This window comes from Streptomyces fuscigenes, from assembly GCF_021556455.1.
Lineage (GTDB): Bacteria > Actinomycetota > Actinomycetes > Streptomycetales > Streptomycetaceae > Streptomyces > Streptomyces fuscigenes.
In genome coordinates this window covers 1-25,416 of record NZ_JAKGCV010000031.1, presented here as the reverse complement: position 1 = coordinate 25,416, position 25,416 = coordinate 1, and the positions used below count along the sequence as shown (strand labels likewise).

At 71.2% G+C, this 25,416-nt stretch carries 18 protein-coding genes; 11 read left to right on the top strand and 7 right to left on the bottom strand.

Features of this window, described 5'->3' with window-relative positions; translation table 11 throughout:
* Both L1885_RS05835 and L1885_RS05830 read left to right on the top strand, forming a co-directional pair.
* The coding region (locus L1885_RS05835; RefSeq protein ID WP_235795890.1) for a glycosyltransferase family 29 protein at nt 1-1,279 on the top strand (1,279 nt) is incomplete at its 5' end.
* Complete coding sequence (locus L1885_RS05830; RefSeq protein ID WP_235795889.1) at nt 1,276-3,654, top strand: glycosyltransferase; 2,379 nt, start codon at nt 1,276-1,278, stop codon at nt 3,652-3,654. The genes L1885_RS05835 and L1885_RS05830, both read left to right, overlap by 4 nt.
* A gap of 703 nt (nt 3,655-4,357) precedes the next feature.
* Here L1885_RS05830 and L1885_RS05820 read toward each other — a convergent pair.
* Entirely contained in the window at nt 4,358-7,915 is a 3,558-nt protein-coding gene (locus L1885_RS05820; RefSeq protein ID WP_235795888.1) for a phosphodiester glycosidase family protein, read from the bottom strand.
* A 444-nt stretch (nt 7,916-8,359) separates the two neighbouring features.
* On the opposite strand from L1885_RS05820, the gene L1885_RS05815 reads away from it, so the two are divergent.
* Nucleotides 8,360-9,259 (top strand): TIGR03619 family F420-dependent LLM class oxidoreductase, encoded by a 900-nt coding sequence (locus tag L1885_RS05815; RefSeq protein WP_235795887.1) that lies wholly within the window; start codon nt 8,360-8,362, stop codon nt 9,257-9,259.
* Between the two features lie 283 nt (nt 9,260-9,542).
* Here L1885_RS05815 and L1885_RS05810 read toward each other — a convergent pair whose 3' ends face one another.
* Entirely contained in the window at nt 9,543-10,805 is a 1,263-nt protein-coding gene (locus L1885_RS05810) for an acyltransferase family protein (RefSeq protein WP_235795886.1), read from the bottom strand.
* A gap of 1,135 nt (nt 10,806-11,940) precedes the next feature.
* Here L1885_RS05810 and L1885_RS29365 point away from each other — a divergent pair.
* Nucleotides 11,941-12,354, top strand: coding sequence for a tyrosine-type recombinase/integrase (locus L1885_RS29365; RefSeq protein WP_372481863.1), 414 nt, complete (start codon nt 11,941-11,943; stop codon nt 12,352-12,354).
* Here the strand turns inward: L1885_RS29365 and L1885_RS05800 are convergent.
* Together L1885_RS05800 and L1885_RS05795 are read right to left on the bottom strand one after the other, a co-directional pair.
* Nucleotides 12,338-12,673: an ankyrin repeat domain-containing protein gene (locus tag L1885_RS05800; protein ID WP_235795891.1), complete on the bottom strand. Its 336-nt coding sequence runs from the start codon at nt 12,671-12,673 to the stop codon at nt 12,338-12,340. The genes L1885_RS29365 and L1885_RS05800 overlap by 17 nt on opposite strands.
* A 964-nt stretch (nt 12,674-13,637) precedes the next feature.
* Nucleotides 13,638-13,886 (bottom strand): hypothetical protein, encoded by a 249-nt coding sequence (locus L1885_RS05795; RefSeq protein ID WP_235795884.1) that lies wholly within the window; start codon nt 13,884-13,886, stop codon nt 13,638-13,640.
* A 541-nt stretch (nt 13,887-14,427) separates the two neighbouring features.
* Here L1885_RS05795 and L1885_RS05790 point away from each other — a divergent pair.
* Together L1885_RS05790 and L1885_RS05785 are read left to right on the top strand one after the other, a co-directional pair.
* Nucleotides 14,428-15,003 (top strand): YcxB family protein, encoded by a 576-nt coding sequence (locus L1885_RS05790; RefSeq protein WP_235795883.1) that lies wholly within the window; start codon nt 14,428-14,430, stop codon nt 15,001-15,003.
* 356 nt (nt 15,004-15,359) lie between these two features.
* The gene (locus tag L1885_RS05785) at nt 15,360-15,524 is read left to right on the top strand and encodes a hypothetical protein (protein WP_235795882.1); all 165 of its coding nucleotides are present in this window, start codon (nt 15,360-15,362) and stop codon (nt 15,522-15,524) included.
* On the opposite strand, the gene L1885_RS05780 is transcribed toward L1885_RS05785, so the two are convergent.
* The 3 genes from L1885_RS05780 to L1885_RS05770 form a co-directional block, all read right to left on the bottom strand.
* Nucleotides 15,491-15,712, bottom strand: coding sequence for a hypothetical protein (locus tag L1885_RS05780; RefSeq protein WP_235795881.1), 222 nt, complete (start codon nt 15,710-15,712; stop codon nt 15,491-15,493). The two genes, L1885_RS05785 and L1885_RS05780, sit on opposite strands and share 34 nt — an antisense overlap.
* Before the next feature lie 242 nt (nt 15,713-15,954).
* A complete protein-coding gene (locus tag L1885_RS05775) occupies nt 15,955-17,355 on the bottom strand; it encodes a polysialyltransferase family glycosyltransferase (protein ID WP_235795880.1) in 1,401 nt (466 codons plus the stop codon).
* Nucleotides 17,352-18,332: a glycosyltransferase family 2 protein gene (locus tag L1885_RS05770; protein WP_235795879.1), complete on the bottom strand. Its 981-nt coding sequence runs from the start codon at nt 18,330-18,332 to the stop codon at nt 17,352-17,354. Before L1885_RS05770 ends, L1885_RS05775 begins: the two co-directional genes overlap by 4 nt.
* A 187-nt stretch (nt 18,333-18,519) precedes the next feature.
* On the opposite strand from L1885_RS05770, the gene L1885_RS05765 reads away from it, so the two are divergent.
* The 5 genes from L1885_RS05765 to htpG all read left to right on the top strand — a co-directional run bounded on the left by L1885_RS05765 (nt 18,520) and on the right by htpG (nt 25,333).
* Nucleotides 18,520-19,872: a DUF6716 putative glycosyltransferase gene (locus tag L1885_RS05765; protein ID WP_235795878.1), complete on the top strand. Its 1,353-nt coding sequence runs from the start codon at nt 18,520-18,522 to the stop codon at nt 19,870-19,872.
* A 38-nt stretch (nt 19,873-19,910) separates the two neighbouring features.
* A complete protein-coding gene (locus L1885_RS05760) occupies nt 19,911-21,125 on the top strand; it encodes an acylneuraminate cytidylyltransferase (protein WP_235795877.1) in 1,215 nt (404 codons plus the stop codon).
* A 10-nt stretch (nt 21,126-21,135) separates the two neighbouring features.
* Entirely contained in the window at nt 21,136-22,062 is a 927-nt protein-coding gene (locus L1885_RS05755) for an N-acetylneuraminate synthase family protein (protein WP_235795876.1), read from the top strand.
* 11 nt (nt 22,063-22,073) lie between these two features.
* On the top strand, nt 22,074-23,156 hold the full coding sequence (locus tag L1885_RS05750) for a hypothetical protein (protein ID WP_235795875.1): 1,083 nt from the start codon (nt 22,074-22,076) through the stop codon (nt 23,154-23,156).
* 167 nt (nt 23,157-23,323) lie between these two features.
* Nucleotides 23,324-25,333 (top strand): molecular chaperone HtpG, encoded by a 2,010-nt coding sequence (gene htpG, locus L1885_RS05745; RefSeq protein ID WP_235795874.1) that lies wholly within the window; start codon nt 23,324-23,326, stop codon nt 25,331-25,333.
* The last annotated feature ends 83 nt before the right edge of the window (nt 25,334-25,416 follow it).

The window sequence follows — 25,416 nt, the reverse complement described above, 5'->3', positions numbered from 1 at the left end:
GAGCGCGGGCGCCACCGGCGGCCTCTTCCGCCGCGCCGGCAGGACGGCTGCCGGGCCCGGGCCCGCGCTGTCGGGCGAGCTGCTGGACGCGCTGCTCGACGCGGGCAGCAAAGCGCTGGAGTGCCCCTACGACGACGAGCGGCGGCTGGCCCTGCTGATCTCCGCCGCGATCCTCACCCAGCGCAAGGGGTCGCGCGCCGGCTGGCGGCTGCGGGCCCGGGCGCTGGAGACCGCGGGCGAGGAGGCGGCGTCGGTCGCCGCGTACCGGAACTACCTGGACCGCACCTCCGAGGACGGTTTCGGCATCGCCTCCAAGGTGGCCGGGCTGGTGATCACCGGGCAGCGGCAGGCCGAGGCCGTGCGCCTGCTGGAGCGCGCGTGCCCGGCCGCCGCCGTGCACGCGGCGGCCCCCGCCACCGACACCTGGGCCGAGGGGCTCGCCCGGTGCGACGCGGGCGACTGGCGGGGCGCCGAGCCCCTGCTCGTCGGCGCGCTGCTCGCCATGGACCGGGCGGCGGGCCCCGCCGAGGACTTCCAGCAGGCGCTCGGCGACTACATCGAGCTGCGCATGCGCCACGAGGACAACGGGGCCGCGGCACTGCGCGAGCTCATCGGCCTCTACGCGGACCTGCGCCGCAACCGGATGCGCGGGCCGGTCGAGGACCCCACGTTCGGCGGCACCGCCTGGCTGAGCCTGGGCGAGTTCCGCAACCAGATAACCGGCAAGTCGATCTGCCTGGTCGCCAACTCCCAGAGCGTCGGCAAAAGTTCGCTGGGCGCGGAGATCGACTCGTACGACCTGGTCGTGCGGTTCAACTCGTACCGCATCGACGCCCCGGCCACGGGCGCCCGCACCGACATCCACGCCTCCATCCACAAGCACAGCTTCAACTGGGACAAGCACGTCACCACGAGGCTCGTGTTCGGGGGCATCGCGAGCGACTGGATGTACTCGCTGCGCAACCGCCTCGTGCCCGGCGCGCAGCGCCACCTCGGGGACGACTCGCTGCGCTGGCCGCTGCGCAACATCGGCCGCGTCGGCGCGGACGCGTGGCCGTCCATCCCCACGACCGGCTTCAACATGCTGTGGCTGCTCGACTTCCTCGACGTCAGCCCGCGGCTCGACCTCTTCGGCTTCGACTTCTACGAGAGCGGCGCCTACCGCGTCCAGGAAGCCATGCGCCAGCCCATCACCTCGGTGCACGAGTACCGGGGCGAGAAGACGTGGGTGATGGAGCGCGCCACCAGCGTGACCGAGACAAGGATTTCCCTGCGATGACCACCGCCGCGCGCGCCTTCGCCGCCGCCTCCCCCGCCGCGCCGTCCGCCGGCGCCCCGCTGTCCGCCGCGAGCCTGACGGGCAAGCGCAGGATCGCGTTCGCCAGCTTCGTGGACGAGAACTACCTGCCCGGCTTCCTCGCGCTGCTGCGCAGCCTCGCCCTGTCGAACCCGTCCGTCTGCGAGGACTTCCTCGTCCTGCACGAAGACCTGCGCCCCGCCTCCATAGCCCGCATACGCGCGCTGCACCCGCGGATCAGGCTGATACGCGTCGACGCCGACCACTACGACTCGTACGCCAAGGGCGACCAGCACAACTACCTGGTCCGCAAGGCGTACTTCATCCTCGACGTGTTCCGGGTCCGCGACTACGACACGATCATCACGCTCGACACCGACATGGTGGTCCTCGGCGAACTCGACGAGCTGCTGCGGCTGCGCGAGGGGCTCGCGGCCGTGCCGCAGTTCTTCTACGGGCAGCACAAGCTGAACAGCGGGCTGCTGGTCATCCAGCGCGAGTACCTGACCGACGAGTTCTGCGCGCGAATCGACGCGACCGGCCGCAGCGGCGACTACGAACTCGACAAGCACGACCAGGGCATCCTCAACGCGGTCCTGGACGGCGGCTTCGTCCGGCTCGACTCCCGGTTCAACTTCGTCAAGCGTCGCCTGTCGGGCGACCTGCCGGTCCCCGACGGCACGGCGATCCTGCACTTCACCGGCCGCCACAAGCCCTGGCAGGGCGGCGAGGCCGGCTACGCGAAGGCCGAGGAACGCTGGCGCTCGTACGAGCTGTCGGACGAGGAGTTCCGCAGCCAGTACATGAACCTGCAAAGGACGCTCCACCACGACCTCGTCGTGCACCTCGGGACGCCGCACGTCGCGCGCACCCGCAGCCTCGACGGCGCACGGCGCCTCGCGCAGGCGCACCTGGACGCCGGCGAGTACCCGCAGGCCGCGGCCGCGCTCGGCTCGGTGGACATCCCCGTGGCGGAGGCCTTCCCGCACGAGGTCTACGGGCGCGCCCTCATGAGCCTGTCGCGCTACAAGGAGGCGGAGGCGCACCTGCTGCTGGGCACGTCGGTGCCGACCCGCGCGGCGACCGCCTTCGGCCGGCTCGCCCAGATGGCATGGGTCAACAACGACGACACCTCGGCCCACGCGTACGCGACGGACGGCCTCGCGGTCGACCCGACCCACCGCGCGAGCCGGCTGCTGCGCGAGCGGACCATGCCGCGCCCGCCGCAGCAGGAGGGCCCCGCCGACGAGCAACTCGCGCACGTCGCCTTCTACATGCCGCAGCAGGGCAACGCGGGCGACAAGCTGCTGCCCGAGTCCGTACGCCTGACCTTCGGCCGCGACACCGGGCCGCGCCGCTGGCACTCGGTGCACGCGCACCGGCTGTTCGACGAGGCCGCGCTCGCCCGGGTCAACGAGCGGCGGGGCCTGGTCATCGGCGGCGGCGGGCTGTTCATCCCGGACACCGCGCCGAACGGCAACAGCGGCTGGCAGTGGAACGTGACGGACGACGTGATGGACCGCATCGACGTGCCCGTCGTCGTCCACGCGGTCGGCTTCAACGCGTTCGACGGCCAGTCCTACGGCTTCGAGCGGTTCCGCACCTCGCTGACGAAGCTCGTGGAGCGCTCCTCGTTCTTCGGGCTGCGCAACCACGGCTCCATCGAGAAGGTGCGCGACCTGCTGCCCGTGGACCTGCGCGACAAGGTCCGCTACCAGCCGTGTCCCACGACCGTGACGCGGCAGCTGGTGGAGGGCTGGAGCGACCCCGCGCGCCGGGACGACACGGTGCTGATCAACGCCGCGTACGACCGGGCCGGGCTGCGCTTCGGCCACGACTACGGCTACTTCCTCGCGCAGATGGCCGAGGCCGTGCGCACGATCGGCGAGCACGCCGAGGTCAAGTGCGTGGCGCACGCGCTGGACGACGAGCGGATCGCGTTCGACCTGCGCCGCGAGCACGGCATCTCGCTGCCGGTGGTCCCGATGTACGACTTCGACAACGACGCGATCCGGGCCGAGTTCGCCCGCACGAAGCTCGTCATCGGCATGCGCGGCCACGCCACGATGATCCCGTTCGGCTGCGGCACGCCGGTGATCAGCCTGATCTCGCACCCGAAGATGGCGTACTTCCTCGCGGACATCGACCGCCCCGGCTGGGGCGTCTCCGTCCACGACCGCCGCCTCGGCTCCCGCCTCAGCGACCTCGCGGTCTCGATGCTGGACGACCACGCCGCGTCGGTCGCCGACGTGCACGGCCGCCAGCAGGAGCTGTGGAAGATCACCCAGGCCAACAGCGCGGAGATCGCGTCGATCCTGTCCGTGCCGTCGCGCTCGATGGCGCCGCGGGTGGGCTGACGTTCGCGCACACCGCGCGCGTGCCGTGGTGCGCGTCGCAGGGCTGTACGGGCCCCGGGGTCGGCTTCGCTGCCCCCGGGGCCCGTACGCGTACGCGGCGGGCGATGGCGGGGGCAGGCGGTCGAAGGTGCCCGGTGCGGCGACGCGGCCTCGGGGTCCACGGCCGCACGCCCGCCCCGGCATACGGTGACGGCCATCGCATGACGCCTCAGCGGACTGGTCGTCGACGCCCGCGATCAGGAATCCGTTGGGAACGCCTGCTCGCCCTCGGCGCGGTCCCCGCCGACGTGGGCCCGACCGGCACCGGGAGCCGGCACGTACTCGCCGACCGCGAGGGCAACGGGTTCTGCCTCCTGCGCCGCCGGCTCGATCCCGTGTGACCAGAGGCGTGTGACCAGAGGCGTGTGACCAGAGGCGTGTGACCAGAGGTACGGGCAGGGCCCCGGCCCCCACCAGGGCCGGGACCCCTGCCGTACCCGACCCATCCTCGCCGGCGGACCCGTCGGGCGGGGAAAGCCGTCCGGGCCGTCGCCGGACCGGAGGGCCAACAACGCATGACGGCGGCCGCTCCCGAGGGGGGAACGGCTGAGGGCGAGCACCCTGGTGCCCGCCCTCGGCCGTGGCCGTCACACCCTCGCCGGAGAGAACCGCCGAGGGAGCCGGGCCGGTTCAACGGCCCGGCCGTCGTGGGCCGTCAGCGGCCTCAGCCCCGCTTGCCGGCCGGCACGACCTCGATGGTCTTCGACGTCGTGACCGGGGCGAGCGAGGCGGCGTCGGTGTACGCGCGCATCGAGTCGTTCGTGACCGTCACGGTCACCGAGCCCTTGCGCAGCGCGGTGAGCTTCCGGGTCGCCGGGTCGAGGATCGCGACCTTGCCCTGGTGCCTGGCCTTGTCGATCGCCTTCTGCCCGCTGCCGACCGCCAGGTTCGACGAGCCGCCCCAGTCGACCGACATCGGGTACTGAAGCGGCACGACCCGCGTGCCCGCCGACACGCCTTCCGGCTGCACGACGCTGCCCGAGAGCTGCGCGTCCTCGCCGACCTCGACCGTGGCCGGGGTGTTCAGGGTGACGGACTGCGCGAAGGCGCGCACGTCGGCCTCCAGCCACTGCTGATCCGCGTTGCGGTCAGAGTCGACAGACCAGTCCACCCATCCGGTGAAGCCGCCGCGGTCCGGGGTGCCGTACGGGTCCTTGCCCGAGGACGGCAGCACCGTGTACGGGACGCCCTCCACGCGGTGGACGTTGGCGACCTGGGCGTGCGAGCCGACCATGGCGGCGCCCTTGCCCGTGGAGTCGCGGAAGTCCGTGAGCATCTTCTCGACCAGCGCGACCTCGTCGCGGTCGCCGAGCTGGCTGGCCTTGGTCTCGCTGGGGTCGTCCACGGGGTGGTGGGCGAACACCATGACGTTGTCCACCGACTTGTCCTTCTTCGCGTCGGCGAGCGCCTTCTGCATCATCGGGAGCTGGTCGAAGTCCGTACCGTGCAGCGACCCGAGGGAGCTGGCGAGCAGGATGAACCGGGTGCCCTTGTGGTCGAACGTCCGGTAGGGCTGCCCGAACTCCGCGGTGAAATTGGTCAGGTCCTGCTGGACGTTGTTCAGGCCGTACGACTCGTGGTTGCCCGGCACGTAGTAGCAGGGCACCGAGCCGGCCCTCGGGTCCGGTGTGCTGTTCGCGGGCGGCTCCTGGCCGACCGGGATCAGGTCGCACCCGGCGTCGGTGAGGACCTTGCGGGCCAGGGCGAGGTCCTGGGGCAGACCGCGGTCGGTGACGTCACCGTTGAGGACGATCAGGTCCGGGTCGGTCTTGCGGATCCGCTGGATGGCGGCCGTCGCGACCTTGGTCAGCTCCGGGTTGTCGGCCGTGAACTGGATGTCGGAGAGCGTGGCGAACTTCCAGGTGTGCTTGCCCTGGAGCAGGCTGCCGTCGTCGGAGACGAGCGGGTCGGGCCGCAGAGCGGGCTGGGCGGGCAGGTCGATCGACGTCGGGACGTCGGCCTCAATGCGGTCGAGGACGAACGTGCCCGCCTTCTGCTGGGCGACGCTGGTGTTGATGCCCTGGAAGCCCGATACGGAGATCGGGAACTTGGTGTTCGCCGGCAGGGTGAACGTCGCGTCCTGCCAGTCGTCGCTCGCCGTCAGGCCGGAGCCGTAGACGCCGTTGCTCTTGCCGTCCGCGTCCACGTAGCTGACGTACGTCAGGCCGTCCGGCACGCTGATGCTCGACTTGAGCCGCATGCGCAGGCGCAGCGGCTGGCCGGGCACGGAGACGCGGTCGGCCGCCGTGTTCGCGGTGATGCCCACGTTGCGCATCGCGGCGAAGTCGATCCGCAGGCCGTCGGGGTCGGCGGAGAACGTCGTGGCGGCCGTGCTGTTGTTGCGCCAGCGGGCGGTCACGTCGTCGTCGAAGCCGTAGACGGTCTTGGTCTGCACGCCGACCGTGATCGGGAGCTGGACCGACGTGCCGCCGGCCGAGAGGGTGAGGATCGTGCCCGCGTCGGTGAGCGGGGTGATCCTCAGCTTGCCGTCCACGGACGCGATGTCGACGACGCTGTGGTCGTAGTCGAGCTTCAGGTCCCGCGGGTCGATCGGAGCCGTGTAGCCCTGGGCGTCGCGACCCGTCACACCGACGCTGACAGCGTTGTCGGGTATCGCCTCGGGGATGGAGAGGCGCTGGGTCGACGGCTCCAGGCTGTCGACGGGGCCGAGGACGGTGACCTTCTGGTCCGCCTTCTCGCGGCCCGCGCGCGCCTTGACCGTGATGTCGCCGTGGGTCTTGGCCGGGGCCGCGAGGACGCCGCCCTTGACCGAGGCCTTGTTCGCGCTCCACTGCACGGACTTCGGGTCGACCGTCACCGGGGTGTCGTGGTTGTCGACGCCCTGAGCCACCAGTTGGCGGTGCAGCCCCGGGAAGACCTTCACGCCGCCGTCGGCCGACGCCGCGCCCTTCGCGGGCTTGACGAGGAGCTGGTCCAGCTTGCCGTTGCCCTTGGTGACGAACACGCCGACGCCGTTCGGGTCGTTGCGCTCCTGGCCGTCGGACGGCACGTTGCGGACCGTCGTGGAGTCGTCGCCGAGCGCGCGGGCGACCATCGTGGTCGAGCCGCCGCCGTCGAGGTTGACCGCGGTCTGCACGCCCATCGCGACGAGTTCACGCGCCTCCTCGTCGATCCCGATGCCGCCCTTGCCGGTGCCGCCCGGGCCGTCCCAGGTGGCGAGGACGAGCTTCTTGCCGCCGTCCTCGAAGCCGAGGGCGGTACGCGGCGCTATCGAGGTGTCGAGCCCGCCGACGACCTTGCCGCCGGAGACGATCGTGCCGCCGTGGCCGAGCGCGAACTTCATCCGCTGGGCCGCACTGTCCGCGAGGTCGTAGCTGAGCTTCACCGGGTCACCGGGCTTCAGCGCCCGGATCGCGTCGGCGGCCGAGCCGCGCCCGACGAGTACGAAGGCGTCGTCCGGGATCGTGCCCGAGCCGGCGGGGCCGTCGGGCGTGACCGAGGCGACCGTGCCGTTCTTGACGAGCACCTCGGCGATCTGGTCGGCCGGGACGCCCGCCAGGCCGCGGCCCCGGCTGTAGTCGCCCCACGCGGACGTGAAGGCGATCAGGCCGTTGTCCGGGACTCCGCCGCCGTCCGCCGCGTTGAACGACAGGACCTTGTGGTCCGCGCCCGAGAAGTTCGCGTCCGCGTCGACCGTGAGGTCCACGAGCTGGGCGATGCCGTCCTTGCTGACACCCACGTGCTCGCGGCCGCCGATGTCGGCCGACTTGATCAGCTTTCCGTCCTGGACCTCGCCGCCCAGTGCCGCGTTGGAGTTGCCGATGTCGAAGAACTCGCCGTTGACGCCGGCGACGGCGCCGGCCTTGTTCGCTGCCGCGCTGAGCGGGCCGCCCGACGCCACCGGTCCGGAGGTCAGCAGGTCCGTGCCGACGGCCTTGTCGGACAGGTCGACGTTCAGGAACTGCGCGTCGTACCAGCCCTTCTGGTCGAGCGCCTTCACGTGCCGCAGGTCGATCCCCGGGCCGATCTTCTCGGTCGTGTTGGTCAGGGGGATCCCGCCGGTGACGGGCGCACCGGTCGCGGGCGTGGCGGTGACCGGCGTACGGCTCGTCGGCGTGTGGATGACCGGCGCGCCGACGGCCAGCCGGTCGTGAGCGGGTGCGCCGCTGTCCGCGTACGCGACGGCGGGCGCCGCGGCCAGCGCCGTCGCGGTGGCCAGCACCACCAGCAGGGGTCTCGCGCGCCGATGGTTCAAGACCATCAAACTCATAGGAACCTCGCGTCAGGAGAGGAAGCGGGGTAACACACCCCGCCACGCCCATTTCGATCATGGGTATGCGCCTGATTACAGAGATCGACCACTACAGGCGGACGACGCCATGCCGAGCACCCGGTGAACCGTGGCTGTTGAGTTGCGTCTCGTTGTCGGCGCGGAAGGGCGGACCGACGCGGCGCGACGGGCGCAGCGGCGCGGTCGGGGCGCACCGGCGCGGTGCGGATGGGCCGTCCCCGTAGGGCACTTGGCCCCATACGGCATCGCGACATGCGATACCGGCCTCCCCGCGGACAGTTCATTTCACGGTTAAACTATCGTCGTTTGATCGCTGCGCCCGCCGCACCAGCACGCACGGTGGCGGTGTCCCGGCCGAGGACCCGGGAGCGGCGCGCGGCCTCTCGTCCACCGGATCCGAGGAAGGGGTTAGTCGTGGAGATCGGTTTCGCACTTCCGTACCTGCACAACATGGCGCACGAGGTCGCCCGGACGGCGGAGTTCGCCCGCGAGGCGGAGAAGGCCGGAGCGGCGAGCCTGTGGGTCGGAGACCGCAACTTCGCGGCCGTCAACCCCAAGGTGGGCGCGGGTGGGATCGGCAACACCATACCCGTCGAGTACCGGACCGCCGCCGACCCGTTCGTGACGCTGGGCGTCGCGGCCGCGGCCACCGAGCGGGTGCGGCTCGGTGCGCACGTGCTGATCGCGCCGGTCTACCCGCCCGCGCAGCTGGCCCGGAGCCTGACGACCATCGACCTGATCAGCAACGGCCGTCTGATTCCCGGCTTCGGCGTCGGCTGGTCCCCCGAGGAGTACGAGGGGGCGAACCTGGACTTCGGCAAGCGCGGCGCCAGGATGAACGAACTGCTCGACGCCCTCGACGTCCTGTGGACCCAGAACCCGGCCGAGTACCACGGTGAGCACATCGAACTCCCGCTCCAGTACGCCCCGTTGAAGCCGGTGCAGAAGCCCCGGCCGCCGATCTACATCGGCGGCGCCGCCGAGGCCGCACTCAAGCGCATAGGTGAACGCGCCGACGGCTGGCTGCCCATGTGCCTGGTGCCGGCGTGGGTGGACACCGACCAGATGCTCGCCCAGCGCGCCACCATCGACGAGTTCGCCACCAAGGCCGGCCGCGGCCCGGCGGACATCGACACGATCATCCGCGTCAACGTCGTCGAGGGAACGCCGCTGACCCAGGTCGCGGACGCGATCAAGTCCGTCGGCGAACGCACGGGCATCGACCACTTCATGGTGGAGTCGATGTCGCTGCCGAACGTCGACGCCTCGCTGGAACTGGTCACGGAGATGATGGCGCTCGTGCGGCGCGGCTGAGGCCGTTCGCTCCTTCCCCGCGTGCCGGCCCCGCGTGCCGACCGGGCCGAGCGCCCGGGATCGCCGGCCTCCCGCGGGACGGCCGTGGCGGCCCGGCACGCGGAGGCCCGCCGGCGCACACGGCAACGGCGCACGGGGCGACCCCTCCGGCGATTCCGCCGGGCGGGCCGCCCCGTCGCGTCTCGCCGGCAGGCCGGCCACTCCCGAGAGTTCAAGCGCCGCGCGGCGCCATCCGGTCCACCAGCGAGCTTCGCCCGACTGCCGTGCCGCGCCGCCCGACGCTTCAGCCGGCCTCGGGGCGCACCGGACGCCTGACGCCCGCCGCGGCGCCCGCCAGCCGGGCCCGCAGGCGTGGAGTCAGGGGGCGTTCCACCACCCGGTGCAGGATCCATGCCAGCACCAGCATGACCAACAGGGTCACCGGCAGCGTGGCCGCCGCCGGGAGGCCCAGGGTGCGGTGCAGACCCCCTATGACGATCCAGCCGAGGTGTTCGTGGATCAGGTAGAAGGGGTAGGTGAGAGCCCCTGCCGTGGTCAGCCACCGCCAGTGCGCCCAGCGCAGCCGGTCCAGTGCGACGGCCGCGACCGCGGCGAAGCCCAGAGCGACGATCGCGATGATGACCAGGGTGTGCCGGTAGCCGAAGTGGCTCGTGGGATGCCACAGGTCCGCGACGGCGTAGTGCTGTCCGAGCAGGAAGCCGACAGCGGCGAGACCCCAGCCGAGGGCGTCCCTGTGGTTGCGGTGCACCAGGTACAGGCCCATGCCGCCGACGAAGAACGGCGCGTAGTGCGACATGAGGACCTGGTCCAGCAGCGCCGAGTGCGCGGCGTCGGCCACGACGGCGCCGAGGGTCCAGATCGCGCCGAACAGGACGACACGCCTGCGCGTCACGCCGGGAAGCACGACGCACACCGCGAACAGCGCGTAGAAGCGGATCTCCGCCCACAGCGTCCAGTCGACGCCGATGACCCGCTCGCCGCCCGCCGGCATCTGGAGGAGCGTCAGGTTCAGCAGCGCGTCGCTCGCCGACACCGTCTTGTACACCACTCCCGGCAGCGCGAAGACGACGGTGATGAGGACGACCGCGCACCAGTACGCGGGCATCAGGCGGGACGCCCGCGACGCGAAGAAGGCGGAGAGCGAACGGCCCCACGCGCTCATGCAGATCACGAACCCGCTGATGACGAAGAAGATCTGCACGCCGAGCGGCCCGTACGCGAACCACTCGTGCAGGACGGGGAACTGGTGCGCGGGCGAGCTGCCCCACGCCGTCGTGACGTCGCCCTCGCGACCCCCGTAGTGGTACAGCGCCACCATCAGGGCGGCGACCAGCCGCAGCCCGTCCAGGGCCCGCAGCCGCGTCGGCCGGGGGCCGCCACGTCGGGTGCCGGAGGCGGGCCGGGACTCGCCGGGTCCGCTCCCGGACGGCGGCGTACGGTCCGAAGCCGCACCGGCCCCCTTCGCCACGGCCGCCGCGCCCGGCACCGTACTTGGTCCCGTAGTCCCCGCGTTCGTGTCCGCGCTCGCGTGCGGAGCAGCCGTCACCGGATTCCCTTTCACCTCGGCACCTCGGGCCCGGAGTTCCCGGACTCGTGCGCCCGTACGACGACCCGGCGCCTTCCCGGTTCGGTTCGCGCCCCGGTCGGCGTCCCGCCGATCCCCGTCGCTTGTCCCGCCACGTTAAGTCCGCCGATGCCCGGCGCCCACGGCCGGAAGGGGGGCTGCGCGGGAAAATCACCGCACGTTCATCCGCACGTTCACCGGCGTCACCCGGCGCCCGCCGTGGCGCGCTCCCCCGCCGCTGCGCGATCGACCGGACCCCCGGAGCTGCGCCATCCCCAAGGCCCTCGGGAGCCCGGACGACACCGGGGGCCCTCGCGGACGGTCAGGCACCTCCGTGCGCCGTTGCCCGGGCCCGGGGCTGCCCGGAACATGGACCACCGGCCGTCTCCCCCGGGTCGCTCGCCGGCCCGGGCGGAGCCGGGCGACGAGCGGGTCCGCGATGGACGGTGCCGACGAGCGCCACGGCGAGCGACTGTTCTCGCACACGCACACGCACGGGGACGAATGGCTGGACGCGCTGGCGGGGGCGCTCGACCCGGTTCCGGCGTCTTGACCAACTACGGGCCACCTGCGGGTGCTGTGCGCGCGGTACCGACGCCGCCCGACACCCCGACCCCAAACACCCCAACAACAGCCCCGCTGCTGCGCGATCGGCCAATGCTGCGGCAAACGCCTCTTCCCCCCGCACCCTCCAGTACATCCACGCCGTCCTCAACTCCGCCCTCCGTCGAACGCAACGTCGCCGCCACGTCCAAGTCGGACCGATACGTCACCGACGCTTCGAACCCCTCACCGCTACCGAAGCCCGCTGCTTCCCCCAAACAGCACGAACAGACCGCCTCCACGCCCTCTTCGAACTCGCCCTGCGCACCGGCCTACGACCCGAGAAATCCTCGGCCTGACCTGGGACGGCCTCGACACCGAAACCCGCACCCTGAACATCCGCCGCACCCTCCAAACCGCCCCCAACGGCGGCACCGCCCTCTACCCCACCAAGATCCGTGCCCCCGAACGCCGCATCGCCATCTCAGCAGCCTGCCTCACCGCCCTCGCCCAGCACCGCAAAACCCGGGACACCGATCGCCTCACCGCCGGAGACAAGTGGTAAGAGCGGAACCTGGTCTTCACCACACCTACCGGCAGGCCCCTCGACCCCAGCAGTGTCACCCAGCGCTTCCACACCCTCCTCGACCACGCCGGACTCCGCCGCACCCGCTTCCACGACCTCCGCCGCACCTGCGCCACCCCGCTGCTCGAACAAGGCGTAGAACTCGTCACGATCAAGGAACTCCTCGGCCACGCCCACATCGCTGTCAGCGCCGAGGCCTACGCCCACGTCCGACTCCGCCTCCAACACCAAGCCATCGAAGCCCTTAACGACGGCGACGACCCCGGCAACCCGGACGGCGAGGAGCCCCGCACCGTCACCACGGTGCGAGGCTCCTCCGTCCACCGAGTCGCCATCAGCTCGACCGAGGACCCCGACGGTCCATCCGCCGCTGCCGACGTTGCCGTCAAACGCCGGTCGTAGCTTCTGGATGTGTGCGAAGCCACTCTTCTATCAGGCACGACGCCAGCCAATGCCCGCGCGTAAGCGCCATATGCTCAGCCGAAATACCGCTGCCCTTATCAGAGCGACGCCGAGGGTCGGCCCCCCGGGCCAGCAGATAGGCAGTCACGTCGACATGGAGAGGATCACCAGTTTGCGTGTGGCCGTCGATCTCAACGTCAATCGCATGATGAAGGAGAGTCAATCCATCATGCTCCTCATTGACGTCGACTCCGCGATCGATGAGCTCACGGAGAGCCTCCAGATTTTCCGTTTCAACAGCATGATGAGCTGGCGCCATGTTCGTCACTGGGCACTACTCAGCTGCACTACTCTCAGACTCTTAATACTCCCAGGATAGATCAGGGAGAAATTCACGGAATAGTCCAGTCGGCACACTCGGCTACAATTCATGCGATCTCTCGACGTTTCGAATAGCTGGAGCGAATCCCGGAAAGACGTTCCGCATACACGTCCGCAAAATTGGCTCCTTCATTGAAAAACAGGCGGAAATCCCCTTCACGCCACATATCCTCAACCCCTCGCAGAGTCGACCTGATTCCCCGAAACTCTTCCCTTGAGTATCCGCCGGCGCCATGCAACAGGGTCGCTGGCGTCCTGATCGTCCCGAACACGCGCGGCGAGCTCGGACCTCTGCTCGCGGACGTCTCGGCACTCGGCGGTCCTGCGTACGGTCCGGCCGCTGGGCACAGGGCGGTCGGCGGGTCGGCGGGAGCCTTGCGCTGCGGAGCCGGTGCGGCGTCGGACACCGCCCTCGACGGCCCCGGCGGTGGAAACGGAGGGTCGGCCCCCCTGGCCGACCCTGTACCCACGATCCGACCGTAGGACGGTCGCAGGCGACAACTTGCTCCGCCACAGGGCAAGGAGTCCTTACCCCACAACTTGCTCCCATCAGACACCGGTCGAACCCGCCCACCACCGGCTGACCCTGACCACCGACATCCGCGAGGACCTCGGGTGCAGGTCCGGCTCCGGGTCGGTCGGCGACGTCCGGCCAGCGCCAACGGGCAGAGCCGGCCTTGAACCTCCGCCCTGGCACCTCGCCACTCGCCCCCAACACGCCCACCTCCGCCTGCGGCAACACCCCAGAGGCCCTACCGGAGGGCCATTCCGGTGGGGCCTCTACAGCTATTGCATTCGACTCAGAACCCCTGGCTTCGACCTCAATCGCCCCAAGAGGTCCCACTTCGAAGGCGCGTAGCCATACACGGAATGTCCAGCCTGGTGGGATAATTGAGATTAAATCAGCTGCCAGGAAACCAAGACGGAACAAGGGATATGAGCTCTTGGTCCGTGACGCCACCTTCGGTCCAGCTCAGCAATTCAAGCTTCATTTTTACTGACCAGCCATACTCTTTGCCGAGAGCAGATGCTGCGTTGATTTTTCTACCGCCATGTTCCCCGAACTCTCGAAGAAATTCGGCGATGTCGATAATCGACGCCCCGTCCCGCTGCATGCGGCCCGCCTCTGCGACCCAGTCATCGATGGACACCCTTGTACCCTTTAGGGTCTCGTAAATATTGGCTCAACCTTGGAGTAGGCCCCTGGCTCGCCGATAAGTTTGAGAGATTGCAGCGAACTAAAGCCGCTTCTCGTACGTCAACACGTTCAACCCCACCCCACAGGGCAGCCCAATGGGACTGCCCGCCCACCCCTGGAGACCCGCCTGACAGGTCAATCGGCCATCGAAAGAGGATCTTGGCAGGTCCAAGCAAGGGCCGAGTCAAGAGGTGACCAAGAAGTGGCCATCAGATGACCATGAAGGGAAGCATTCGTCACGCTTTCTCCATGATCTCCATAACTGGAAAGGTCGTCCACCAGAGCTGAGGGCTTGTACATTCGCGTCCGGCAACGCGCCGCCGCCTGCCCGCTGATGCCCGCGTTCACCAAGCAAGCCTCCCTGCCCCTGCGGCCTTTCGGGCAGTGGCGCACCCCGCTCCGGCTCACACGAGCCGACGCCTGCGCCGAGCACGTAGCACTCCGGCGCGTTCACAGCCCGGCGGTTCGCACCGCCCTGATCCCTTCGAGGACCCATGACCGTCGAGCAGCACCCGAACACGGCAGACGCCAAGGACAGCTCCGACGCGGTTCAGTTGGCCTACCACGCCACCCGCGATCAGATCGCCGAGACCTTCCGTACGCGAAGGAAGGCATCGCCGGCTGGACGAAGACGACGTGTCATGACGTTCGTCGCGGCGGCCTTGTGGACCGTCTACGTGGTGCTCGCCGCCGTGAACGGTTACTTCGTCGACACCTCCTTGCCTCTTCTGATCGTCGCGGCGGGGGCGTGTGCTGTCGTGTTCCTGCTCCGAAGGGCCGCGGTGCGCAGCGTGTACAAGCTCAGGCAGCAAAGGGGCGAGCAGAGGATCACCGTCAGTGGGGAGGGGGTGCGCGTGGCGACCGGCCTGGACACGACGCGTGTTCCCTGGGCTCAGCTGAAGGGCTACGCCGAGACGGACGACATCTTCGTGCTCATGCACACGGGAGCGCACACGATCAACACCACGCCTCTCCCGAAGTCCGCCGTGTCGCGGCAGGGCGACGTCGACCGCCTCCGGGAACTGCTCGACCACGGCACGACCCGTTTGGGCGGGCGCCCGCGTGGGTGAACCGTACTCGCCGACGCGTGTGGACGGCGGTCGGCTCCACCGCAGTCGGCGAAGCGGCGGTACGTCGAAGGTGTGATCCCCGGTTGCCCGAGGTGAGCCCGCCGGGCGGCCCAGTGCCCCCGGCGGGGGGTCGGCGGAGGCCGACCGCGCGGACCACGGTCTGGGTGATCGTGTTGCCCTTGCTGCCCGTCACGTGGACCCGCGCCGAGGCGATGTCCGCGCCCCTGGGGGTGTGCGGGCGGGCGGAGACATCGGCGTGGGAGGTCTTCGGCTTGGCGTGTTGCCAGGTGTGGCCGTCGTCGTAGGAGAACTCGACGGAGTCCGTCCGCGCCCCGGCTGCCGCGACGCCGGGGAGGATGGACGCCGTCACGGAGAGGTTCGCGTCGCGCCGTGCGGCGCCCGTCGTGCTGGTGTCGATGCCGTGGTCGAGCTGCACCGGTGGCAGCGGCTGGGCGGCCCCTGACGCGGGGGCCGCCGAGGTGAAGCCCTATGCGGTGGTGGTCGCCGTCGAGTACGGGTAACCGGCCGTGCGCCGCGTCGTGGTCACCAGTCGGTGGCCGGCCCGACCGGCGTCGACGTCGGCCTGCACGAAAGAGCCGTCAGCGGTGTTCAGTTCGGTGCCGCCGCGGTACAGGGCGGTGTACTGCGAGGTGGAACCGGGCCCGATCAGCCCGACGTGGTTCTCGCCGCTGTCCTCCCAGCCGGGCACCGATGCCTCGATGGTGTCCCCGGTACGGGTGGGCGGTTGCCCCGAAACCCGCCTCCCGCCCCGCCGGAGACCGCATCACTCCCCGCCGCGAAACGCATCCCGCCCGCCGGAAAACCACGTCGTACCCCACCAGAAACCGCCTCGCGCCCCGGGCCGAGGCCCCGTCCCCCGATCCGCACGGCACGCGAAGAGCCCGCCCCGGTCCCGTACGGACGGGACCGGGGCGGGCTCTCGGCGTGCGGTCAGTCGCGCGCGGCGGCCGCCAGTTTCTTCAGCGACCTGACGCGGCGCACCACCCCGCGCACCCGCGCGTTGCGCGGGATGAAGGCCATCCGCGCGGGCACCCCGCCCGGCAGGTCGAGCACCGTGAGGCGGCGGCGCTTGAAGTAGCGCAGGGTGTGCGCGTTCTGGTGGGCGCCGAGGTACTCCACGGCCGGGTCCCGCAGGTCGGGGTTGACCTTGGGCTGCATGGCGAAGCCGACGGCCGTCAGCAGCCCCTGCAGGCCCGCGGCCGCCGGGTCGAGGCGCTGCGCCTCGACGGCCGCGTGGTCGCCGACCTCGGGCAGCAGTTCGTGGCAGATCGTGACGGGCACGCGGTTGCTGTTCTCGTACGGGACCAGCCGGTCGAGCAGCAGTTCCGTGCCGACGCGGGCGACGCGCAGGCCGTAGAAGGAGGCGGCGGTGAACAGCGCCGTGGAGAAGCAGCCGACCACCAGGCCGGGGCGCAGGCGCTGGTAGAGCACCTCGGCGACGACCGGCGCGTCGACGACGGTGAGCTCGACGCCGAGCCGCTCCGACTCCTCCTCCAGGCGGCGGGAGAAGCGTGCGGGCGCGGTGGGGTGCGGCTTGAAGAACACCCGCCGGTGGCCGAGGCCGTGGGCCCCGCGCAGCATCCGCAGGTGCAGGTCCTCCTCCTCGTCGGCGGTGAGGATGGACAGCGCGGACAGGTACTGGCCGAGCAGCAGCGCGGGACGGTCGGTCGCGGGGCCCTCGTCGCCGGCGGCCGGGGCGTCCGGCAGGCCCGGGGCGCCGGGGACGCCCGGCAGGTCGGGGGCGGCGGCGCCGATGTCGGCGAGGACCTTCAGGAAGACCTCCGTGGGCACGACCGTCGGCTCGGAGCCGAACTCCCGCAGCAGCATGGGCCGCAGCCCGGGCACGAGGTCCAGGTGCAGGACCCGGGCGATGCGCGTGCCGATGAGGGGCGTGATCCTGTTGCGGGTGGGGCCGTAGCTCATCAGCCCGTCGGCGTAGATGTCGATGGGGGCGCCGGTGAAGATGTCGGTGACGGCCAGCGCGGGCACCACCTGGATGGACTCGGCGACGAGGTGCACGGGGTCGTCGCCGAGGTTCCACAGCAGCCGCAGGTACCGCTCCCACAGCACGACGTCGTCGGGGCGGGGCGACCAGGCGCCCGGGTGGAAGGGGTGGACGGCCTCGTTCCACGACAGGACGTCGTCGAAGCGGTCCCGCAGCCGCTCGAAGCCGGACATCTCGTCGAGGCCGGGCGTGGCCTCGGGGTTGGCCGCGTTGTTGGAGACGAGCAGGATGCTGCGGCTCGCCGGCTCGAAGCACCCGGCGTCCAGGGCGGCGGCGAGCGTCGCCGCGCCGTAGAGGGTGGACGCGAGGAAGATACGGGTGGTCATGCGGCGGCCTCCGCGGTCGCGGGGCGGCGGCGCAGTTTCGCGAGCCGGCTCGATCGCCCGTGGTCGAGGGTGGACAGGGTCGCGTCCAGCACGTCCTGCGGCATCCGGCGCAGCGCGGCGGCGCTCATCGCCTTCAGCTGCCGGGCGACGGCGGGCTCGAACCGTTCGATCTGGCCGAGGTGGTGGGTGATGATCGCGCAGTACGTGCGGACGGCCTTCGGCATCAGGCGGTCCGCGTCCGGGTCCTCGGCCGTCTCGCGCAGGAGCTGGTCGAAGGCGGCGATGAAGTCGAGCTGGCGGGTGTCGCCGATCTGCGTGAGCGAGGACTGCACACCGCGCCGGTAGTAGTAGCCCAGGTGGTTGACCGCGGCGCAGGACTCGGCCTCGCGGTGCAGCTTCCAGATCCAGGGCCGGTCCTCGGCCGTGTGCAGGCCCTCGGGGAAGGCCATCAGGCCCGCGTCGTACAGGCGCCGGTGGTAGAGCCCGGCCCAGGAGTACGGGTAGTCGACGGAGGTGGACCGGGTGTCCGGCAGGATCAGGCCGCGGGGGTCGAGCACGACGCCCCGCGGCCCGATCGGCGCGCGGTAGACGGTGCGGGCCCGGGCGGTGCAGCGGACCTGGTCGGTGCGGATGAAGTCGACACCGAGCCGTTCGATCTCCTCGACGAGCGCCGGCAGGTAGCCGTGGGCCAGCCAGTCGTCGCCGTCGAGGAAGGTCAGGTACTCCCCGGTCGCAGCTCTCAGGCCCGTGTTGCGGGCCGTGCCGATGCTGCTGTTCTTCTCGTGTCTGATCTGGCGCACCTCGCAGCGCAATTGCGGAACGAAGGCCGCCACCACGTCGGGCGTGCCGTCCGTTGAGCAGTCGTCCACGAAAACGATTTCGTAGTTCTCACGGACGTTCGCACGCAGGGTTCGCAGTGCTTCGGTGATGAACGGCCGCACATTGAAGTACGGCACGATGACGGAGAGCTTGACCACCCGGGGGACGCTAGGTGCTGCCGCGTCCCGGTTTCCCAAGGGCCGGAGTACGGCGGGTGAACGGCGCATGTCGGAATTCTTAATCGCCCCCGGAAACGGCCGCCCGCCCCATTCGTAGACGTTCTGTTAACCCTTTATTGCCATGGAGTTGGGCCGCCGCCCGACATGGCTTTCTAACGTCCAGGACGTGCCATCACGTACCAGCCACGCGGTCCGGGTCGCCGTGCTCGCCGATTCCGACACCCGGTGGAAGTGGGGCGCGCTGACCGCGCGCCGCATCGTCCCCGAGGACCGCGCCGTCGAGCTCAGCGGCTTCCTCCTGCGCGGCCGCGCCACGCCCACCGCACGCCAGCTGGCGGAGGTGGGCGCCGAGGCGGGCGCGATGCGGGAGGTGACGGGCACCGGGTTCCTCGGCGAGCTCGGCGCCGGCGAAGAAGGCGAGAGCCCCTTCGATCTGGTCGTGCTGGCGCTCGTCGGCGGCGGTGTGCAGGCGATGCTGCACGGCATCGCCGCGCTGGGCCTCGCCCGCCGGCCCGTCGTGGTCACCGGCTACGTCGGGGTCGTCTACGAGAAGCTCGCGGACGGGCTGCTGCTGCGCCACGGCGCGGATGTGGTCCTCGCCAACTCCCGCCACGACGCGCAGCGCTTCCGCGACGTGTACGAGGGCGTCGAGGCGGACGCGTCGAGCGTGGTCGAGGCGGCCCTGCCGTTCCTCGGCGGCGCCCGCTACGAGCCGCGGGAGGGCCGCGAGACGGTCGTCTTCGCGGCACAGCCGTCGGTCCCGGTGACGCGCGCCGACCGTGCGTACGTCCTGCGGCGGCTGATCGAGCACGCGCGGCTGCACCCGCGCCGCGAGGTGCTGCTGAAGCTGCGCAGCCAGGTCGGCGAGCAGACCACGCACGTCGAGGAGTTCCCCTATCAGCGCCTCGCGGAGCGGGTGCCGGGCGGCCTGCCGCCCAACTTCCGCCTCGTGTACGGGAACATGGGCGAGGTCCTGGACGGCACGGACCTCCTCGTCACCGTCTCCTCGACGGCCGCGCTCGAGGCGCTGCACCGGCGCATCCCGACGGCGATCCTCACCGACCTCGGCATCCGCGAGCCGCTCGGCAACCACCACTTCGTCGGCTCGGGCTGCCTCACCTCGTTCGACCTGCTGGACAGCGGGCGCAAGCCGCGCGCCGACGCGGTCTGGGCGGACCGGCAGGGCGTCGCCGCCGGGGGGCCGTCCTCCGGCGAGGGTTCGTACGCCGCGGCGTTCGACCAGGCGCGCGAGCGCGTGACGAAGCTCCTCGACGGCCCCGCGCTCGGGCCCATCGCCCCCTACTACACCCGCACCACCGCCCCGGGCTACCTGCCTCAGCTGCTCGCCCGGCACCACCTCGACCCGGACGGCCGGCCCTCGGCCCCCGGCACCGCGGCCCGCGAGACCTCCGGCATGCGCCGGGCGGTGCGCCAGGCCGTGCGCGGGGCGGCGCGCGGCGCCTACCGCCACGGGGTGCAGCGCGTCGCCCCCGTCATCCGGCGGATGGGCGAGCTGTGAGGCAAGCCGCCCGCAACCCACGAACTCACGGAGCATCCATGACCGTCCTCGCCGTGATCCCCGCACGCGGGGGATCCAAGGGCGTCCCCGCGAAGAACCTCGCCCAGGTGGGCGGCGTGCCGCTGGTGGTGCGTGCCGTACGGGCCTGCCGCGCGTCGCGCAAGGTCACCGACGTCGTCGTCTCCACGGACGACCAGGCGATCGCCGACGCGGCCCGCGCCGCGGGCGCCGAGATCGTGCTGCGGCCCGCCGCGATCGCCGGTGACACGGCGACCAGCGAGGCGGCCGTCCTGCACGCCATGGACGCCTTCGAGGCGATGCGCGGCGCCACCGTCGACGTGGTGCTGCTCGTGCAGTGCACGAGCCCGTTCATCACCGCCGACGACATGGACGGGGTCGCGGGCGCCGTCACGGACGAGGGCGCCGACACGGCGCTGACGGTCGCGCCGACGCACGGCTTCATCTGGCGCGAGAGCGGCGCGAGCGCCGCGGAGGCCGACGGCTACGGCGTCAACCACGACAAGGCCAACCGGCCCCGGCGCCAGGACCGCCCCCAGGAGTACCTGGAGACGGGCGCCGCGTACGCGATGCGCGCCGACGGCTTCCGCTCGGCCGGGCACCGCTTCTTCGGGCGCACGAAGCTCGTGCCGACCGACGCGGCGCGGGTCCTGGAGATCGACGACCCGCACGACCTGGCCCGTGCGCGGGCGCTGGCCCCGCTGCTCGACCCGGCGGTGCTGCCCTCGTTCGACGACGTCGACGCGGTCGTCCTGGACTTCGACGGCACGCAGACCGACGACAAGGTCTACGTCGACTCCGACGGCCGGGAGATGGTCGCCGTGCACCGCGGCGACGGGCTGGGCGTGGCGGCGCTGCGCAGGTCGGGCCTGCGGCTGCTGGTGCTCTCCACGGAGCAGAACCCGGTCGTCGCGGCCCGCGCCGCGAAGCTCAAGGTGCCGGTGCTGCACGGCATCGACCGCAAGGACCTCGCACTGAAGCAATGGTGCGACGAGCACGAGGTCACGCCCGAGCGCGTGCTCTACGTCGGCAACGACGTGAACGACCTCCCCTGCTTCGGCCTCGTCGGCTGGCCCGTGGCCGTCGCGAGTGCCCATGACGCCGTGCGCGCTGCCGCGCGCGCCGTCACCACGACCCCGGGCGGCGAGGGGGCGATCCGCGAGATCGCCGGCTGGCTGCTGGGACCGGGGCTGCATGTCCCCACTCCTCATCCCCCCACCCATGCCCACAGTTAAGGACAGTTGCATGAACACCGACGCCTCTTCCCGCCTGCGCAAGCTCGGTTCGCGCACGGCCGGACCCGGTCGTCCCGTCTATGTCACGGGTGAGATCGGGATCAACCACAACGGCGAGCTCGACAACGCGATCGCGCTGATCGACGTCGCCGCCGAGGCCGGCTGCGACGCGGTCAAGTTCCAGAAGCGCACGCCCGAGATCTGCACCCCGCGCGACCAGTGGGACATCGAGCGCGATACCCCCTGGGGCCGCATGAAGTACATCGACTACCGCCACCGCGTGGAGTTCGGCGAGGACGAGTACCGCGCCATCGACGAGCACTGCAAGGAGAAGGGCATCGCCTGGTTCGCGTCCCCGTGGGACACCGAGGCGGTCGCGTTCCTGGAGAAGTTCGACTCCATCCCCGCGCACAAGGTGGCCTCCGCGTCGCTGACCGACGACGAGTTGCTGCGCACGCTGCGCGCGACCGGCCGCACGGTCATCCTCTCGACGGGCATGTCGACGCCGAAGCAGATCCGCCACGCCGTCGAGGTGCTGGGCAGCGAGAACATCCTGCTGTGCCACGCCACCTCGACGTACCCGGCGAAGGCGGAGGAGCTCAACCTGCGGGTCATCAACACCCTGCAGAACGAGTTCCCGAACGTCCCGATCGGCTACAGCGGCCACGAGACGGGCCTGCAGACCACGCTCGCCGCGGTCGCGCTCGGCGCCACCTTCGTGGAGCGCCACATCACCCTGGACCGCGCGATGTGGGGCTCCGACCAGGCCGCCTCCGTCGAGCCGCAGGGCCTTCAGCGCCTGGTGCGCGACATCCGCACCATCGAGGCGTCCCTCGGTGACGGCGTGAAGAAGGTCTACGAGTCCGAGCTCGGCCCGATGAAGAAGCTCCGCCGCGTGGCGGGCGTCGTGGCCGAGGCCGAGTCGGCGCAGGCCTGACGGCGCGGGCCATGCCGAGTCCGAGCGGGGAACGAGCCCCGCGCCGCCGCGACCTCCGCGCCCGACGGGCGATCGCGTTCGTGGAGAGCCCGGTCCAGCTGCTGAACGTGCTGGAGTGGGCCAGGACGGGTGCGCCGGGCGACGACCTGACCGTTGTCGTGCTCTCACCCACCGACCCGATGTCGCGCGGCCAGCTCCGCCGGATGGCCGAGCTGGCCCGCGACGAGGGCTGCACGGTGCGCTGGCAGGAGGCCAGGGGTGGCGCGGGGGCCCCGCTCAAGACGGTGCGCCAGCTGGCTCCGCTGCTGCACCGCGCGGGCCGGATCGTGATCGGCGATCCGTTCTCCCGCTATGTGCAGCTGCTGCTGACGATGGCGGGCGGCAAGCAGCTGACCGTCGTCGACGACGGTACGGCGACGATGGAGTTCATCGGCCAGCTCGCGCGGGGCGAGCGCCTGGTGCGCTGGCACCGGCGCGGCGGCGCGCGCGGGCCCCGGGAACTCGTCCTCGCCCCCGTCACGGCGGCGGCCCGCCGCCGGCTGACGCCCACGCCCGCCCGCTCGGTGGAGGTGTTCACCTCCATGCCGGTCGACGAGGTGCCCCCGGGCATCGAGGTGACGGAGAACCGCTTCGCGTGGACCCGCGCGACGTTCGGCCCGCCGAGGATCCTCGACGGCGCCGACCTCGTGGGCACCTCGCTCGTGGAGACGGGCGTGGTGGACGCGGCCCAGTACACGGAGGCCGTCTCCGCGCTGGCCCGCGAGCACCACGCCATCCGCTACTTCGCGCACCGGCGCGAGAACCCGGACAAGCTGCACGCGCTGCACGCGGCGACGGGCCTGGAGATCGTCCGGCCCGATCTGCCGCTGGAGCTGGTCGCCCGGCGGGGACCCATCAGTGCCACGATCCTGAGCTTCCCCTCCACGGTCGTGCACACGCTGCCGCTGGCCCTCGCGGGCACCGGCGTGAAGGTCGCCGTGTGCGACATCGCGCCGGAGTGGCTGCGGGCCGGCGCCTCGCCGCGCGCCCAGGGCTTCCTGTCCGGCGTGACCGACGCGGCGAAGGACGTCCACCGCCTGGTGACGCCGGCGTAGGGCGCCCGGGGCGGTCCCCGAGGGGGCGGCGCGGCCCGTGGGGCCGCCCGCCCCCTCGACGCGTCCACGGCGCCCCGGGGGGCGGGACCTGCCGCGTGTCGCGCGCAGCGCCTAAAGTTCTGCCGTCAGCTCCGTCAACCGCTGCGGCACCGAAGGAAACTGGATCCATGACAGGCGAGACGTTCGAGTTCCAGGTGGAGGCGCGCCAGCTCCTCCAGATGATGATCCACTCGATCTACTCGAACAAGGACGTGTTCCTGCGCGAACTCGTCTCCAACGCGTCCGACGCGCTCGACAAGCTGCGGCTGGAGGCGCTCCGCGACGACACCCTCGACGCGGACGTGTCCGATCTGCACATCGACCTCGAGACCGACCCGGCCGCCCGCACCCTGACCGTGCGGGACAACGGTGTGGGCATGTCCCGCGACGAGGTCGTGGCGCTCATCGGGACGATCGCCAACTCCGGTACGGCCGCCTTCCTCAAGGACCTGCGGGCCGCGGAGGACTCCACCACGGCGGACGGGCTGATCGGCCAGTTCGGCGTGGGCTTCTACGCCAGTTTCATGGTGGCCGACGAGGTGACGCTCGTCACCCGGCGGGCGGGCGAGTCCACGGGGACGCGCTGGGCGTCGACCGGCGAGGGGACGTACACCGTCGAGGACGCGGCCGGCGCGCCGCAGGGCACGTCGGTGACGCTGAGGCTCAAGGCCGTGGACAGCGAGGACGGCCTGCACGACTACGCCTCCCGGTGGAAGATCAAGGAGATCGTCAAGCGGTACTCCGACTTCATCACCTGGCCCATCAGGATGGCCGCGGAGCCCGCCTCCGACGCCTCCGACGCCTCCGACGCCTCCGACGACACTGCCGCGTCCGCCGACACGGACGCCGACACGGACGCCGGCACGGACACGGCCGGCGGGGAGGGCGGCGCACGGAGCGCCGAGCCGCCCGCGCCCGAGACCCTCAACTCGATGAAGGCCCTGTGGGCCCGCTCGCGCGACGAGGTCACGGACGACGAGTACCACGAGCTGTACAAGCACATCAGCCACGACTGGAACGACCCGCTGGAGACCGTCCGCCTCCAGGCCGAGGGCACGTTCGAGTACCAGGCGCTGCTGTTCATCCCGTCCCGCGCGCCGCACGACCTCTACACGCAGGACCACAAGCGCGGCGTCCAGCTGTACGTCAAGCGCGTGTTCATCATGGACAACTGCGAAGCGCTGATGCCGCCCTACCTGCGCTTCGTGAAGGGCGTCGTCGACGCGGCGGACCTCTCCCTGAACGTGTCGCGCGAGATCCTGCAGCAGGACCGCCAGATCCAGCTGATGCACCGGCGCCTGGCGAAGAAGGTCCTCTCGACGGTCAAGGACATGCAGGCGAAGGACCCCGAGCGCTACGCGACGTTCTGGCGGGAGTTCGGCCGCGCCCTGAAGGAGGGCCTGCTCAGCGACTTCGAGAACCAGGAGACCATCCTCGGTGTCTCCTCCTTCGCCTCCACCCACGACGCCGAGAAGCCGACCACCCTCGCGCAGTACGTCGAGCGCATGAAGGACGGCCAGGAGGACGTCTTCTACCTCACGGGCGAGTCCCGTGAGGCGATGGAGAACTCCCCGCACCTGGAGGCCTTCCGCGCGAAGGGCATCGAGGTGCTGCTGCTGAGCGACCCGGTGGACGAGGTGTGGGTCGAGGCGGTGCCGCAGTTCGACGGCAGGCAGCTGCGGTCCGTCGCCAAGGGCGAGGTCGACCTCGCGACGGACGAGGACAAGAAGGAGGCGGAGGGCGAACGCGAGCAGCTGCGGGCCGAGTTCGGGGACCTGCTGACCTGGATGTCGCAGAAGCTGAGCGAGGACGTCAAGGAGGTACGGCTCTCCACCCGGCTCACGGTCTCCCCCGCCTGCATCGTCTCGGACGCTGACGACGTGTCGCCCGCGCTGGAGAACATGTACCGCGCGATGGGCCGGCCGGTGCCCCACGTCAAGCGGATCCTCGAACTCAACCCGGGCCACCCGCTGGTGACGGGCCTGAACAAGGCCCACGCCGAGGGCGGGGACACGGAGGGCCTGGCGGAGACGGCGGAACTCCTGCACGGCATGGCCCTGCTGGCGGAGGGCGGGGAGCTGCACGACGCGCCGCGCTTCGTGAAGCTCCTGGCGGACCGGCTGGAGCGGGCCCTCTGACACCGCCCCGCGGGGCACGGGGACCGGCCCGGACCGGCGGCGAGGCCGCCGCGCGGCGCCGCGGGCGGGTGGTCCGGCGGGCG

Excerpts from the sequence above, each read along its gene's own strand:
- L1885_RS05775 (WP_235795880.1), bottom strand. The coding sequence starts at position 17,355 with ATGACCACCCGTATCTTCCTCGCGTCCACCCTCTACGGCGCGGCGACG.
- L1885_RS05755 (WP_235795876.1), top strand. The coding sequence starts at position 21,136 with ATGAACACCGACGCCTCTTCCCGCCTGCGCAAGCTCGGTTCGCGCACG.
- L1885_RS05830 (WP_235795889.1), top strand. The coding sequence starts at position 1,276 with ATGACCACCGCCGCGCGCGCCTTCGCCGCCGCCTCCCCCGCCGCGCCG.
- L1885_RS05760 (WP_235795877.1), top strand. The coding sequence starts at position 19,911 with ATGACCGTCCTCGCCGTGATCCCCGCACGCGGGGGATCCAAGGGCGTC.
- L1885_RS05790 (WP_235795883.1), top strand. The coding sequence starts at position 14,428 with ATGACCGTCGAGCAGCACCCGAACACGGCAGACGCCAAGGACAGCTCC.
- htpG (WP_235795874.1), top strand. The coding sequence starts at position 23,324 with ATGACAGGCGAGACGTTCGAGTTCCAGGTGGAGGCGCGCCAGCTCCTC.
- L1885_RS05800 (WP_235795891.1), bottom strand. The coding sequence starts at position 12,673 with ATGGCGCCAGCTCATCATGCTGTTGAAACGGAAAATCTGGAGGCTCTC.
- L1885_RS05820 (WP_235795888.1), bottom strand. The coding sequence starts at position 7,915 with ATGGTCTTGAACCATCGGCGCGCGAGACCCCTGCTGGTGGTGCTGGCC.
- L1885_RS05750 (WP_235795875.1), top strand. The coding sequence starts at position 22,074 with ATGCCGAGTCCGAGCGGGGAACGAGCCCCGCGCCGCCGCGACCTCCGC.
- L1885_RS05785 (WP_235795882.1), top strand. The coding sequence starts at position 15,360 with ATGGACGCCGTCACGGAGAGGTTCGCGTCGCGCCGTGCGGCGCCCGTC.